This window comes from Streptococcus downii, assembly GCF_004353325.1.
GTDB classification, from domain to species: domain Bacteria; phylum Bacillota; class Bacilli; order Lactobacillales; family Streptococcaceae; genus Streptococcus; species Streptococcus downii.
In genome coordinates, this window is record NZ_MZNX01000009.1 from 378,901 (window position 1) to 393,324 (window position 14,424).

General features: G+C 42.0%; 18 protein-coding genes and 1 pseudogene. All 19 read left to right on the forward strand.

Annotated elements, in window-relative coordinates:
- Nucleotides 1-72 precede the first annotated feature (72 nt).
- Entirely contained in the window at nt 73-249 is a 177-nt protein-coding gene (rpsU, locus tag E2R31_RS08145; protein ID WP_000048054.1) for a 30S ribosomal protein S21, read from the forward strand.
- Between the two features lie 130 nt (nt 250-379).
- Nucleotides 380-1,315, forward strand: a complete 936-nt coding sequence (hprK, locus tag E2R31_RS08150) for an HPr(Ser) kinase/phosphatase (RefSeq protein ID WP_000115188.1) — start codon at nt 380-382, stop codon at nt 1,313-1,315.
- Nucleotides 1,308-2,096: a prolipoprotein diacylglyceryl transferase gene (lgt, locus tag E2R31_RS08155; RefSeq protein ID WP_132973898.1), complete on the forward strand. Its 789-nt coding sequence runs from the start codon at nt 1,308-1,310 to the stop codon at nt 2,094-2,096. The genes hprK and lgt overlap by 8 nt, the downstream gene beginning before the upstream one ends.
- Nucleotides 2,097-2,480 (forward strand): DUF948 domain-containing protein, encoded by a 384-nt coding sequence (locus tag E2R31_RS08160; RefSeq protein ID WP_061417113.1) that lies wholly within the window; start codon nt 2,097-2,099, stop codon nt 2,478-2,480.
- A gap of 15 nt (nt 2,481-2,495) precedes the next feature.
- On the forward strand, nt 2,496-2,894 hold the full coding sequence (locus E2R31_RS08165; protein ID WP_132973900.1) for a YtxH domain-containing protein: 399 nt from the start codon (nt 2,496-2,498) through the stop codon (nt 2,892-2,894).
- A 73-nt stretch (nt 2,895-2,967) separates the two neighbouring features.
- Nucleotides 2,968-4,098 carry a radical SAM family heme chaperone HemW gene (gene hemW, locus E2R31_RS08170; protein WP_132973902.1) on the forward strand — a complete coding sequence of 377 codons (1,131 nt, stop codon included), beginning with the start codon at nt 2,968-2,970 and terminating at the stop codon, nt 4,096-4,098.
- A 4-nt stretch (nt 4,099-4,102) separates the two neighbouring features.
- Nucleotides 4,103-4,840 (forward strand): acyl-[acyl-carrier-protein] thioesterase, encoded by a 738-nt coding sequence (locus E2R31_RS08175; RefSeq protein ID WP_049550086.1) that lies wholly within the window; start codon nt 4,103-4,105, stop codon nt 4,838-4,840.
- A gap of 10 nt (nt 4,841-4,850) precedes the next feature.
- Nucleotides 4,851-5,624 (forward strand): TIGR01457 family HAD-type hydrolase, encoded by a 774-nt coding sequence (locus E2R31_RS08180; RefSeq protein WP_132973904.1) that lies wholly within the window; start codon nt 4,851-4,853, stop codon nt 5,622-5,624.
- Nucleotides 5,614-6,234 carry a TIGR01906 family membrane protein gene (locus E2R31_RS08185; RefSeq protein WP_132973906.1) on the forward strand — a complete coding sequence of 207 codons (621 nt, stop codon included), beginning with the start codon at nt 5,614-5,616 and terminating at the stop codon, nt 6,232-6,234. The genes E2R31_RS08180 and E2R31_RS08185 overlap by 11 nt, the downstream gene beginning before the upstream one ends.
- Nucleotides 6,235-6,431: 197 nt before the next feature.
- Nucleotides 6,432-6,833 (forward strand): Spx/MgsR family RNA polymerase-binding regulatory protein, encoded by a 402-nt coding sequence (locus E2R31_RS08190; RefSeq protein WP_004246303.1) that lies wholly within the window; start codon nt 6,432-6,434, stop codon nt 6,831-6,833.
- On the forward strand, nt 6,834-7,112 hold the full coding sequence (locus E2R31_RS08195; protein ID WP_125449470.1) for a UPF0223 family protein: 279 nt from the start codon (nt 6,834-6,836) through the stop codon (nt 7,110-7,112).
- On the forward strand, nt 7,102-7,875 hold the full coding sequence (locus E2R31_RS08200; RefSeq protein WP_132973907.1) for an inositol monophosphatase family protein: 774 nt from the start codon (nt 7,102-7,104) through the stop codon (nt 7,873-7,875). The genes E2R31_RS08195 and E2R31_RS08200 overlap by 11 nt, the downstream gene beginning before the upstream one ends.
- A complete protein-coding gene (locus E2R31_RS08205) occupies nt 7,876-9,180 on the forward strand; it encodes an RsmF rRNA methyltransferase first C-terminal domain-containing protein (RefSeq protein WP_132973909.1) in 1,305 nt (434 codons plus the stop codon).
- Between the two features lie 210 nt (nt 9,181-9,390).
- The gene (locus tag E2R31_RS08210; RefSeq protein ID WP_132973911.1) at nt 9,391-10,269 is read left to right on the forward strand and encodes a phosphate ABC transporter substrate-binding protein PstS; all 879 of its coding nucleotides are present in this window, start codon (nt 9,391-9,393) and stop codon (nt 10,267-10,269) included.
- On the forward strand, nt 10,269-11,186 hold the full coding sequence (gene pstC / locus E2R31_RS08215; protein ID WP_001070951.1) for a phosphate ABC transporter permease subunit PstC: 918 nt from the start codon (nt 10,269-10,271) through the stop codon (nt 11,184-11,186). Before E2R31_RS08210 ends, pstC begins: the two co-directional genes overlap by 1 nt.
- Nucleotides 11,176-12,060, forward strand: a complete 885-nt coding sequence (gene pstA, locus E2R31_RS08220; protein WP_000543055.1) for a phosphate ABC transporter permease PstA — start codon at nt 11,176-11,178, stop codon at nt 12,058-12,060. The genes pstC and pstA overlap by 11 nt, the downstream gene beginning before the upstream one ends.
- Before the next feature lie 10 nt (nt 12,061-12,070).
- A pseudogene (gene pstB / locus E2R31_RS08225) lies at nt 12,071-12,873 on the forward strand (phosphate ABC transporter ATP-binding protein PstB).
- A gap of 12 nt (nt 12,874-12,885) precedes the next feature.
- Nucleotides 12,886-13,644, forward strand: coding sequence for a phosphate ABC transporter ATP-binding protein PstB (pstB, locus tag E2R31_RS08230; RefSeq protein WP_132973913.1), 759 nt, complete (start codon nt 12,886-12,888; stop codon nt 13,642-13,644).
- Nucleotides 13,645-13,655: 11 nt separating this feature from the next.
- Entirely contained in the window at nt 13,656-14,309 is a 654-nt protein-coding gene (gene phoU, locus E2R31_RS08235; RefSeq protein WP_000946469.1) for a phosphate signaling complex protein PhoU, read from the forward strand.
- The last annotated feature ends 115 nt before the right edge of the window (nt 14,310-14,424 follow it).

The window sequence follows — 14,424 nt, forward strand, 5'->3', positions numbered from 1 at the left end:
GCTTTTCTCTTGACAATTATTCACTTTGTGTGTAGAATAGAATAGATCTTGAACTTGAAGGGAGTGAAAAAAATGTCTAAAACAGTAGTACGTAAGAATGAATCTCTTGACGATGCACTTCGTCGTTTCAAACGTGCGGTTACTAAAGCTGGTACTCTTCAAGAAACACGCAAACGTGAATTCTATGAAAAACCTTCTGTAAAACGTAAACGTAAATCAGAAGCAGCTCGTAAACGTAAAAAATTCTAATTTGAAATGAAAGGCTAGAGAAATCTAGTCTTTTTATTTTAAAATAAATACTGTAAATCCTGCAAAAAAAGGAAACTTCCACCTACAATCTGATATAATAGTAAGGAGAACTTGATTGAAGGAGGAAATTATGTCGGTTTTAGTAAGAGATGTCATTGAAAAGCTCAGACTAGATATTGTCTATGGTGAAGGCGAGTTACTTGAAAAGGAAATCAACACTGCGGACATTATGAGACCAGGTCTTGAAATGACGGGCTATTTTGATTACTATACTCCAGAACGGATTCAACTGTTAGGGATGAAGGAGTGGTCCTATTTGGTCGCCATGCCTGCCCATAACCGTTATCAAGTTTTGAAGAAAATGTTTCTACCTGAAACACCTGCTGTCATCGTTGCTCGTGGCTTGGTAGTGCCAGAAGAAATGTTGAAAGCTGCTAGGGAATGTAAGATTGCGATTTTAACCAGTCGAACATCAACTAGTCGTTTATCTGGAGAGTTATCTAGCTACCTTGATTCCCGTTTGGCTGAACGTACGAGTGTTCATGGTGTCTTGATGGACATCTATGGCATGGGGGTCTTGATCCAAGGGGATAGTGGTATCGGTAAGAGCGAGACGGGTCTTGAGCTTGTGAAACGTGGACACCGTTTAGTAGCAGATGACCGTGTAGATATCTTTGCCAAGGATGAAATGACCCTTTGGGGAGAGCCCGCTGAAATTTTGAAGCATTTGCTTGAGATTCGTGGAGTGGGTATTATTGACGTGATGAGTCTCTACGGAGCAAGCGCTGTAAAAGATTCTTCACAAGTTCAGCTGGCAGTCTATTTGGAAAATTACGATACCCATAAGACCTTTGACCGTCTAGGAAACAATGCCGAAGAACTCGAAGTTTCTGGTGTGACGATTCCGCGTATCCGCATCCCAGTAAAAACAGGACGCAATATCTCCGTTGTTATTGAGGCGGCAGCCATGAACTATCGCGCTAAGGAAATGGGCTTTGATGCGACGCGTTTATTTGAAGAACGCTTGACTAATCTCATCTCCAAAAATGAGGTGAAAGATGATTAATCCAGTTGCATTTGAAATCGGTCCTTTTTCCATTCGTTGGTATGCTTTGTGTATTGTGGCTGGCTTGGTCTTGGCAGTCTATCTTGCCATGAAAGAAGCTCCCAAAAAGAAAATTCTATCAGATGATATTTTGGATTTTATCCTGATTGCTTTTCCAGTTGCGATTTTAGGTGCTAGACTATACTACGTACTCTTTCGCTTAGATTATTATCTTCAAAATCCAGGTGAAATCATCGCTATCTGGAATGGTGGTTTGGCCATTTATGGAGGTTTGATAGCAGGGGCTATTGTTCTTTATATCTTTGCAGATAGAAAGCTGATTAATACTTGGGATTTCTTAGATATTGCAGCACCGAGCGTCATGGTTGCGCAAAGCTTAGGACGCTGGGGAAACTTCTTTAACCAAGAAGCCTACGGTGCAGCAGTAGATAGTCTGGATTATTTGCCAGGCTTCATTCGTGACCAGATGTACATTGATGGTAGCTACCGTCAGCCGACCTTCTTATATGAGTCGGTTTGGAATCTGACTGGATTTGCTTTGATTCTGATTTTTAGACGAAAATTAAAGGGAATCAGACGTGGTCATATTACTGCTTTCTACTTGATTTGGTATGGCTTTGGTCGTATGATTATCGAAGGGATGCGGACGGATAGTCTCATGTTCTTTGGTTTGCGAGTTTCCCAATGGTTATCAGTTATCCTTATCGGACTCGGTATTTTTATCATACTTTATCAAAATCGAAAGAAAGCCCCTTTCTATCATACAGAGGAGGAAAAATAAATGTTAGAAGTTGCATATATTCTTGTTGCGATTGCTTTGATTGTCTGTTTAGTCTATTTGACAATCACGATTCAAAAAGCAGGTCGTATGATTGATGAGACAGAGAAAACCATCAAAACGTTGAGTTCAGATGTGAACGTTACCTTGCATCAGACCAATGAATTGTTGGCTAAGGTCAATGTGTTAGCAGACGATATCAATGTCAAAGTTGCGACAATTGATCCACTCTTTACGGCGGTGGCTGACTTATCAGAATCAGTATCTGATCTCAACCAACATGCACGTGTTTTAGGCAAAAAAGCTTCATCAGCTGGTTCTAAGACCATTAAAACAGGTGCGAGCTTGTCCGCTCTTCGTTTCGCAAGTAAATTTTTCAAAAAATAAAAAAGGAGAAATCTTATGGGTAAACTATCCTCTATCCTTTTAGGAACTGTTTCTGGTGCAGCTCTTGCTTTATTTTTGACGAGTGACAAGGGCAAGCAAGTTTGTAGTCAAGCTCAGGTTTTTCTAGATGATTTGAGAGAAGATCCAGAATACGCTAGAGAGCAGGTTTGTGAGAAATTGACAGAAGTCAAGGAACAGGCAACTGATTTTGTGCTGAAAACAAAGGAACAAGTAGAATCTGGTGAAATCACTTTTGATAGTGTCCTTGACCAAGCTAAAAACTGTGCTCGACAAGCAACAGAAGCGTCAAAGGAAACCTTTAACAACCTCAAGGAGCAGTGGCAAGAACAGTCAGCAACTCCAGACGTTGCTGAAGACCAAGAAGAAATCATCATCGATATTACTGAAGTATAAGGTATCACCATCTCTGGTTTTTGGAGATGGTGATTTTTATCTTTAAGCCTGTCTTTGTGGTATAATAAATACTATGCAGAAAAAACCAACGTCCGCCTATGTGCATATTCCCTTTTGCACACAGATTTGTTATTATTGTGACTTTTCAAAAGTATTTATCAAGAATCAACCAGTAGATAGTTACCTGGAGCATCTGCTAAAGGAGTTTCGTTCTTATGATATCCAAAAGTTACGAACCCTCTACATTGGAGGTGGGACGCCAACGGCTCTGTCCGCTCCGCAATTAGAGCTGCTCTTAGATGGCTTGACTAAAAACTTGGACTTGTCTGTCTTGGAAGAGTTGACCATTGAAGCCAATCCAGGAGACTTAGATGCGGATAAAATTGCGGTTTTGAAACAGTCGCCAGTCAATCGTGTTTCTTTAGGTGTGCAGACTTTTGATGACAAAATGCTGAAAAAGATTGGGCGTAGTCACTTGGAGAAGGATATTTATGAGAATATCGACCGTCTCAAACTGGTTGGTTTTGACAATATCTCCATCGATCTAATCTATGCTCTTCCAGGTCAAACTATGGCTCAGGTCAAGGACAATGTAGCTAAGGCTATCTCGCTTGATATTCCTCATATGAGCCTTTATAGCTTGATTTTGGAAAACCATACGGTCTTTATGAACCGCATGCGACGAGGGAAGTTGCCCCTACCCAAGGAAGAGTTAGAAGCGGAGATGTTTGAGTACATCATCGCAGAACTGGAGCGAGCTGGCTTTGAGCATTATGAGATTTCCAATTTCTCTAAACTCGGATTTGAAAGTCGCCACAATCTCATGTACTGGGACAATGCCGAGTATTATGGTATCGGTGCGGGTGCTTCAGGTTATGTGGACGGGGTGCGTTATAAAAATCATGGTCCTATCCGCCACTATCTCAATGCGGTAGAGGCAGGAAATGCTCGGATTACAGAAGAACACCTGAGTCAAAGGGAGCAGATGGAAGAAGAAATGTTCCTAGGCCTCCGCAAGAAATCAGGGGTTTCCATGGCGCGATTTGAGGAAAAATTCGGACGGTCCTTTGATGGACTTTATGGCGAAATCATCAGAGACTTGGTTCAACAAGGTCTTATGCAGATCGATGGTGATCGTGTCCGAATGACAAAGAGAGGTCTCTTTTTAGGAGACACCGTAGCAGAACGATTTATTTTGGAGTAGAACAATGGGCTTAACTTATCAAATGAAAATGAAAATTCCTTTTGATATGGCGGACATGAACGGTCATATCAAACTTCCAGATGTGATTTTGCTGTCCTTGCAAGTATCAGGTATGCAATCGATTGAGCTAGGAGTCAGTGACAAGGATGTGCTAGAACGTTACAATCTAGTCTGGATTATTACAGACTATGCGATTGACGTGGTTCGCTTGCCACGCTTTGCTGAGGAGATTACGATTGAAACAGAAGCACTGACTTACAATCGTCTTTTTTGCTACCGCCGTTTCACTATCTATGATGAAGCAGGTCAAGAAATCATTCGAATGGTAGCAACCTTTGTTCTCATGGACAGAGACAGTCGTAAAGTTCATGCTGTCGAACCGGAGATTGTTGCTCCTTACCAGTCTGAGTTTGATAAAAAACTCATCCGTGGGCCAAAGTATGCAAATCTAGAAGATCCGATCAGTAAAGACTACCATGTTCGTTTTTACGACTTGGATATGAATGGTCATGTCAATAATAGCAAATACCTGGATTGGATTTTTGAGGTCATGGGAGCAGATTTTTTGACCAAGTATATTCCAAAGAAAATCAATCTCAAATATGTCAAAGAAGTGCGACCGGGTGGTATGATTGCCTCAGCTTATGAACTCAAGGGACTAGAAAGCAAACATGAGATTATCAGTGATGGGGAGATCAATGCCCAAGCTATGATTACTTGGCAAGAAATTGAAGCGAATTAGAAAGGACTATATGGCTTATAAAGGTTATTTAATTGATTTAGACGGAACCATTTACAAGGGGAAAGACAGAATTCCCGCGGGTGAGGCTTTTGTGCATGAGTTGCAAAAACGAGAGATTCCCTATCTCTTTGTGACTAATAATACAACTCGAACTCCTGAGAGTGTTCAAGAGATGTTGGCACAGAATTTTAATATTGATACGCCTCTATCAACTGTATACACAGCAACTCTGGCAACCATCGACTATATGAATGACTTGGGACTGGAAAAGACAGTCTATGTCATCGGAGAAGCAGGGCTCAAGGATGCCATTCAGGCGGCTGGTTATGTTGAAGACAAGCAAAATCCTGCCTATGTGGTAGTTGGACTGGACTGGCAAGTGGACTATGAAAAATTTGCCACAGCAACTCTAGCTATCCAAAAGGGTGCTCACTATATCGGAACCAACCCTGACCTCAATATCCCGACGGAACGTGGTCTTTTGCCAGGTGCTGGTTCACTAATTACACTTCTTGAAGTAGCAACACGAGTGAAGCCTGTTTATATTGGGAAACCAAATGCTATCATTATGGACAAGGCGGTTGAGCACTTAGGTTTGAAAAGAGAAGAATTGCTCATGGTTGGGGATAACTACTTGACAGATATCCGAGCAGGAATTGACAATGGCATTCCAACGCTCTTGGTGACAACAGGTTTTACCAAGGCAGAGGAAGTAGCGGACCTGCCAATTGCACCAACTCATGTAGTTTCTAGCCTTGCGGAGTGGAATTTTGATGAAAACTAAACTGACCTTTTTGGGAAGTATGCTCTTTCTCCTCTCCCTTTCTATTCTCTTAACCATTTATCTGGCTTGGATTTTCTATCCCATGGAGATTCAGTGGCTGAACTTAGCGGATCGAGTCTATCTAAAGCCCGAAACCATTCAGTACAACTTTCATATCTTGATGAATTATCTGACCAATCCCTTTAGTCAGGTCTTAGAGATGCCGGATTTTCGTTCATCAGCGGCAGGTCTACACCACTTTGCGGTGGTGAAGAATCTCTTCCACTTGGTTCAGCTAGTTGCCCTAGTGACATTACCAAGTTTCTATTTCTTTGTTAGAAAAATTGTAAAAAAAGGCTTTCTGCCCCTATATCGTAAAAGTATCCTGGCCCTAGTGCTATTGCCTCTAGTCATTGGCCTTGTAGGAGTGTTAATTGGTTTTGAGCAATTCTTTACTCTTTTCCATCATATTCTCTTTGTGGGAGATGATACCTGGCTTTTTGATCCCGCAAAGGATCCCGTTATTTTGATTTTACCAGAGGCCTTCTTCCTCCATGCTTTCCTTCTCTTCTTTGGACTCTATGAAAGTTTCTTTGGTTTTCTTTATTTGAAAAGTCGTAGAATACTTTAATGTGTTGCATTGATAAAACAGAGATGAAGTTAAAAATTCTTACGAGGAGTGAATTAACTTCATTGGAATTGAGTAATTCGTTCGCATACAGTCTATTTTTCTAGAAAAAAATATGCTTTTTTCTAGAAATTGCTAGTCAAGCGCTTTATTTTTTTGTATAATAAGAATAGCAAAGTATAGATAAAGAAGAGAAAAGCATGATTACACTATTTTTATCACCGAGCTGTACATCATGTCGTAAGGCAAAGGCCTGGTTAGAGACGCATAAAGTTCCTTTTGAGGAGCACAATATTATGACCAGTCCTTTAACAAGAAAAGAATTGCAACACATTCTTTCCTTGACCGAAAATGGTACTGATGACATCATTTCAACTCGTTCAAAAATTTTTCAAAAATTGGATATTGATGTAGAGAGTATTTCGGTATCGGAGTTGCTTCAGTTGATTGAGCAATATCCTAGTCTTTTGCGTCGCCCAATTATTATAGATACCAAACGCATGCAGATCGGTTTTAATGAAGATGAGATTCGTGCTTTTCTCCCTCGTAGTTACCGTAAACAAGAACTAAAAGAAGCAACATTGAGAGCTGGTATTGGATAGATGAACAAACAGTATAGTTACCCACTAGATTTGTCGTGGAGCACTGAAGAACTTGCTTCAGTGCTTTCTTTTTTTAATGATGTTGAAGCTGCCTATGAAGACAAGGTAGAGGCTAAGAAACTGCTAGAATCTTACAAGAAATTTAAGTCTGTGGTTCCAAGCAAAAGCGAAGAAAAGCGCTTAGGTCGTGAATTTGAGGCGGCTAGCGGTTATTCCTTCTATCATGCAGTTCAATTAGCAAAAGAAAAAAGAGAAGGGAAGATTTCTCTTGGAAACTAAATTTGAATTTGCCAAACAGATTGTGCAGGAAGCTGCTGACTATATTTTGGCTCACATGAAAGAAGATTTGCAGGTTGAGCGCAAGTCTTCGCCTACAGACTTGGTGACGCGTTTGGACAAGGAGGTCCAGGAACTCTTGGTTGATCGGATCAAGTCCTCCTATCCTGAGGACTTGATTTGCGCGGAAGAGGGTTGTTTACGTGCTGCAGTCGGTCAAGGTTCCGTTTGGGTGATTGATCCCATTGACGGTACCAATAACTTTGTCGCTCAGCAGGAAGATTTTGCTGTTATGTTGGCCTATTTTGAGGATGGTGTGGGCAAATTTGGCGTCATCTACGATGTCATAAAAGGTGATTGCTATCATGGTGGTGGTGCCTTTCCTCCTTATCGTAATAATGCTCCCTTACCGGCTTTTAAAAAGAAACCTCTTCAAGAATTTTTAGTTGCCGGTAACTCAGGTATGTTTGAAACCAATGAGTGGGGCTTGGCGGATTTGGGGCGAGCAGCGTTGGGAGTCCGTGTTTACGGCAGTGCGGCCATTAGTTTTGCCAAGGTTTTATCGGGTCGCCTTCTGACTTATATTACCTACTTGCAACCATGGGATTACGCTGCGGCTAGTATTTTAGGAGAAAGTCTGGGTTATCGCCTTCTTACGGTATCAGGGGAAGCTGCCGATTTTAAAACTCGTCAGCCTGTCATGATGGTGCCAATCGAGATGCAAGAAGAGATTCAGTCTTATATCTACGAAAGGAAAGAGAACTAAATGCAATTTCCAGAAGGATTTGTTGAAAAATATGAAGCGATACTAGAAGATGAGGCAAGAGACTTTCTTGCCTCTTTTAAACAAGAAGCAGTTTCGGCTTTTCGGGTTAATCCCTTAAAAGAAAGTCAGTTATCGTTTGCAGATGCTATTCCCCATACACCTTGGGGGTATTATGGCAAGGTTTCTGGAAAGTCACCAGAGCACGCGACCGGTCTTGTTTATTCGCAAGAGCCTGCAGCTCAAATGGTGGCCCAGGTAGCTCAACCAAGTCCTGGTATGAAGGTCTTGGACTTGGCGGCAGCACCAGGTGGAAAATCCACTCAACTAGCAGCTTATCTGGCTAATCAAGGAGTCCTTGTCTCCAACGAAATTTCAAGCAAGCGTGCTAAAATTTTAGTGGAAAATATGGAGCGATTTGGAGCGACAAATGTTGTTGTAACCAATGAATCTGCTGACCGCTTGGCCAAGGTTTTTAAAGGTTACTTTGATGTGATTGTCCTTGATGCACCTTGCTCGGGTGAAGGGATGTTTCGTAAGCAGCCAGATGCCATGGATTATTGGAGCCTCGATTATCCTAGCCAATGCGCTAGTCTCCAAAGAGAAATTTTAGAAGATTCAGTGACTATGCTTGCAGAAGGTGGTCGTCTGGTCTATTCGACCTGTACTTGGGCAGCAGAGGAAAATGAAGAAATCGTCCACTGGTTACTTGATACTTATGATTTTGAATTGCTTCCAGTCGAGCGTGTGAACGGTATGGTAGCAGGAATTGATCTTCCTGAAACGGCGCGAATGTACCCTCACCATTTTAAGGGAGAAGGCCAGTTTGTTGCCCATTTGCAGTTTAAGGGAAAAAATCCAGCATCTAAATTCACAGCTAGCAAGAGCAATCTCAGTCGTGAACAGCAGAACTTGTGGCATGATTTTGCCCAAAAACACTTACAGGTCAATCTAACTGGTATCTTGCAGACTTTTGGAGACCAACTTTATCTCTTACCAGAGATGCTACCTGATCTAGGGAAACTCAAAATTGCCCGAAATGGACTCCATCTGGGTACTTTTAAGAAGAAACGCTTCGAACCAAGCTTTGCTCTGGGATTAGCCTTGAAACCAAGCCAAGTAAAACAAAGGGTCGAAATCAATGATGAGGACTTTGTAAAATATGTGGCTGGTGAGACTGTTCAATTGTCTGAATCTCGACCAAATGGATGGTATCAAGTTGTGGTTCAAGGAAATGGATTAGGCTTTGCCAAAGTAACGGGAAATGTTTTGAAAAATTATTATCCAAAAGGGCTCAGATTCAGGTGAAAAAGCTAGTCAAAGAGCCTATTCTATGTTATAGTGGAAGTATGAGTTTTTTCTGATAGTCTTTCATTATTACTTATATTATACGATGGAATTGTCCTCTCCTAAAAATGACTAGATAAAATAAAGCGGGACAATCATTGATGATAATTGGATGATCAGGATAAACGGAAGAAATCAGAACATTTATCATTATGTTCAAGGAGAATAACAGTGAAAAAAAGAAAAAAGCTCGTCATGTCTCTTGCAGCTCTTTTGATGGCAGGTTCTCTAGCAGGATGTGCTAGCTGGATTGATCGTGGAGAATCCATGACAGCCGTTGGTTCAACAGCTCTTCAGCCTCTTGTTGAAGCAGCAGCAGATGAATTTGGTTCTAGAAACATCGGAAAAACAGTCAATGTTCAAGGTGGTGGATCGGGTACAGGCCTTTCCCAAGTCCAGTCTGGAGCAGTAGACATCGGTAACTCTGACGTCTTTGCAGAGGAAAAAGATGGAATTGATGCTTCGGCTCTAGTAGACCACAAGGTTGCAGTGGCAGGTCTTGCAGTGATTGTAAACAAGGAAGTGGATGTAAAAAATCTCACAACCGAGCAACTTCGCAAAATCTTTACAGGTGAAGTGACCAACTGGAAAGAAGTTGGTGGCAAAGACCTAGCAATTTCAATCATCAACCGAGCAGCAAGTTCTGGTTCAAGAGCGACGTTTGACAGTGTGGTTATGAATGGCCAAGCAGCAATGCAGAGCCAAGAGCAGGATTCTAACGGGATGGTCAAGTCGATTGTATCCCAAACACCTGGAGCCATTTCTTACCTGGCTTTTGCCTATGTAGATGACTCAGTGAAAAGTATGAAACTGAATGGGTACGAGCCTACGTCTGAAAATGTAACGACCAACAATTGGCCTTTGTGGTCTTATGAACATATGTACACACTTGGTCAGCCTAATGAGTTAGCTGCTGAATTCCTGAACTTCGTCCTCTCAGATGAAGCTCAAAATGGAATTGTTAAGGGCATGGGCTACATCTCTATCAATGAAATGAAAGTCCAAAAGGATGCTTTAGGTACCGTTACAGCAGTAGAAGGAGGTCAATAATGAATCAAGAAGAATTATCTAAAAAATTACTCTCTCCTTCAAAGAACTCTCGCCTTGAGAAGTTTGGTAAAGGTTTGACCTTCACTTGCCTTTCTTTGATTGTCATCATTGTGGCGATGATTTTGATTTTTGTAGCTCAAAAAGGCTTGTCGACCTTCTTTGTCAATGGAGTGAATATCTTTGATTTCCTCTTTGGACAAACTTGGAATCCTTCAGGGAAACAATTTGGTGCCCTGCCGATGATTTTGGGTTCCTTTATTGTGACGATTTTATCTGCCCTCATCGCAACTCCCTTTGCTATTGGAGCAGCAGTTTTTATGACAGAAGTATCACCAAAAGGTGCAAAGATTTTGCAACCAGCCATTGAACTCCTCGTCGGTATTCCTTCAGTCGTCTATGGATTTATCGGTTTGCAAGTTGTGGTGCCTTTTGTCCGTAGCGTCTTTGGTGGAACTGGTTTTGGGATTTTGTCAGGGATTTTCGTTCTTTTTGTCATGATCCTACCAACTGTAACCTTTATGACAACAGACAGCTTGCGTGCTGTTCCTCGTCATTACCGTGAAGCTAGTTTAGCTATGGGAGCCACTCGTTGGCAAACCATCTGGCGTGTGACCTTGAAAGCAGCACGTTCAGGTATTTTCACTGCAGTGGTCTTTGGGATGGCGCGTGCTTTTGGTGAAGCCCTTGCTATTCAGATGGTTGTCGGAAACTCAGCAGTTATCCCAACCTCACTAACAACACCAGCTGCGACTTTGACATCTGTATTGACTATGGGAATTGGGAATACCGTCATGGGAACGGTTGATAATAACGTTCTCTGGTCACTAGCCTTGGTCCTTCTCTTGATGAGTTTAGCCTTTAACAGTGTCATTAAATTGATTACGAAAGAAAGAGGAAAGAAAAACTATGCACGCTAAGAAATTAGATAAACTTGCAACAGCTGTCCTCTATACCATCGCGGGTATCATCGTGACCATCTTGGCGTCCTTGATTCTCTATATCCTGGTTCGAGGGTTACCTCATATCTCTTGGTCCTTCTTGACTGGGAAATCTTCCTCTTATCAAGCAGGTGGGGGTATCGGGATTCAGCTCTATAATTCCTTCTTCCTTTTGGTCATTACCTTGATCATTTCTGTTCCCCTGTCTATGGGAGCTGGCGTTTTCCTTGCTGAGTATGCCAAAAAAGGACCTGTGACCAATTTTATTCGTACCTGTATTGAGATTTTGTCTTCTCTGCCATCAGTCGTTGTGGGTCTCTTTGGTTACTTGATTTTTGTAGTCCAGTTTGAGTATGGATTTTCAATCATTTCAGGTGCCTTGGCCTTGACGGTCTTTAATCTCCCTCAGATGACTCGAAATGTTGAGGACAGTTTAAAACACGTTCACCATACACAACGTGAGGCTGGTCTGGCCCTCGGAATTTCTCGTTGGGAGACTGTGGTCCATGTCGTCATTCCAGAAGCCCTTCCAGGTATCGTAACGGGTGTTGTCTTGGCATCTGGCCGTATCTTTGGTGAAGCTGCTGCTCTTATCTATACGGCAGGACAATCCGCTCCAGCCCTTGACTGGTCTAACTGGAATATCCTCAGTGTTACCAGTCCTATTTCAATCTTCCGTCAAGCAGAAACCTTGGCTGTCCACATCTGGAAGGTCAACAGTGAAGGAACCATTCCTGATGCTACCATTGTATCTGCTGGTTCTGCCGCCGTGCTCCTCATCTTTATCTTGATTTTTAACTTTGGAGCTCGCAAACTCGGAAGCTATTTACACAAGAAATTAACCGCTGCCTAAAGGAGAAGCCATGTCAAAATATAACTGGGATGAAAAGCATATCATCACCTTCCCTGAAGAAAAAGTGGCCCTCTCTACCAAGGATTTACATGTTTACTATGGTAAAAATGAATCCATCAAGGGCATCGATATGCAATTTGAAAAAAATAAAATTACAGCCTTGATTGGTCCTTCTGGATCAGGGAAATCTACTTATCTTCGTAGTCTCAATCGGATGAATGATACCATTGATATTGCCAAGGTCACAGGTCAAATCCTATACCGAGGGATTGACGTCAACCGCCCAGAAATCAATGTCTATGAGATGCGCAAGCATATCGGAATGGTCTTTCAACGTCCAAATCCATTTGCCAAGTCCATTTACCGCAACATCACTTTTGCTCAGAACGTGCAGGAGTTAAGGACAAGAAAGTCCTTGATGAAATTGTAGAAACCTCTCTAAGACAGGCTGCCCTTTGGGATCAGGTCAAAGACGACCTCCACAAATCAGCCTTGATGCTTTCTGGTGGTCAGCAACAACGTCTCTGTATCGCTCGCGCCATCTCTGTTAAGCCAGATATCCTCTTGATGGATGAACCGGCTTCAGCCTTGGATCCAATTGCGACAGCCCAACTTGAAGAAACCATGTTGGAATTGAAGAAGGACTTTACCATCATCATCGTTACCCACAGTATGCAGCAGGCTGCGCGTGCGAGTGACTACACAGGATTTTTCTACTTGGGTGATTTGATTGAGTATGATAAGACATCCAATATTTTCCAAAATGCTAAGTTACAGTCAACCAATGACTATGTAACAGGACACTTTGGTTAGAAAGGAAACGGTATGTCAGAAGCGATTTTACAGGTGTCAGACCTGTCCGTTTATTACAATAAAAAGAAGGCCTTGAATAGTGTTTCCCTTTCTTTCCAACCTAAGGAAATAACGGCCTTGATTGGTCCTTCTGGATCAGGAAAGTCTACCCTGCTCAAAGCCATCAACCGCATGGGCGATTTAAATCCTGAGGTAACAACAACGGGATCAGTAGTCTATAATGGTCACAATATCTACAGCCCCCGCACTGATACGGTTGAATTGCGTAAGGAAATCGGTATGGTCTTTCAACAGCCTAATCCCTTCCCTATGTCTATCTACGAAAATGTTGTCTATGGGCTGCGTATCAATGGGGTTAAGGACAAGCAAGTCCTTGATGAAGCAGTAGAAAAGGCCTTGCAACGTGCTTCTATCTGGGATGAAGTAAAGGATCGTTTGCATGATTCGGCCATTGGTCTCTCAGGAGGTCAACAGCAACGTGTATGTGTTGCCCGTGTTTTGGCAACCAGTCCTAAAATCATCCTCTTGGACGAACCAACTTCAGCTTTGGATCCTATCTCGGCTGGTAAGATTGAAGAAACCTTGTATGGTCTAAAAGACAAATACACCATGCTCTTGGTAACGCGTTCCATGCAGCAAGCTTCTCGTATCTCTGATAAGACGGGATTTTTCCTAGATGGGGATTTGATTGAGTTTAATGATACGAAGAAGATGTTCCTTTCCCCTCAACACAAGGAAACAGAAGATTATATTACAGGAAAATTTGGATAAGGAGTTGAAAGATGTTACGATCTCAATTTGAAGAAGATTTGGAGAAATTGCACAACCAGTTCTATGCCATGGGACAGGAAGTGCTTTCACAAATCAATCGTACAGTACGTGCCTTTGTCACGCATGACCGTGATTTGGCAAAAGAAGTCATCGAAGACGATGCAGAAGTAAATGAATATGAAGTGAAGTTGGAAAAAAAATCATTTGAAATGATCGCCCTCCAACAACCTGTTTCGCAAGACCTTCGTACCGTCTTGACCGTTCTCAAGGCAGTGTCAGACGTGGAACGCATGGGAGATCATGCAGTGTCTATCGCTGAGGCGACCATTCGTATGAAGGGAGAGCAACGTATCCCTTCTGTTGAAGAAGAAATCAAAAAGATGGGACGCGACGTGAAAAACTTCGTTGAAGCAGCTCTAGATCTCTATCTCAACGGTTCTGTGGATCAAGCCTACGAAGTAGCAGCGATGGACGAAAAAATCAACCATTACTTTGATAGCATCCGTGATTTGGCTACAGAAGAAATTAGGAAAAATCCTGAAGCTATCGTTACAGGCCGTGATTACTTCCAGGTCATTTCTTTCTTGGAACGTATTGGAGACTACGCAAAAAATATCTGTGAATGGGTTGTTTACTTTGAAACAGGTAAGATTGTCGAACTATAAAGTATTCAAATGATAAAACTATTGTGAAAGCTTACTTTTTAATATAGTAAGCTTTCGTTGTATTGATGGTTTATTTTGTCAGAGGTGAGTAATGTACTACATACAGAATATAAGA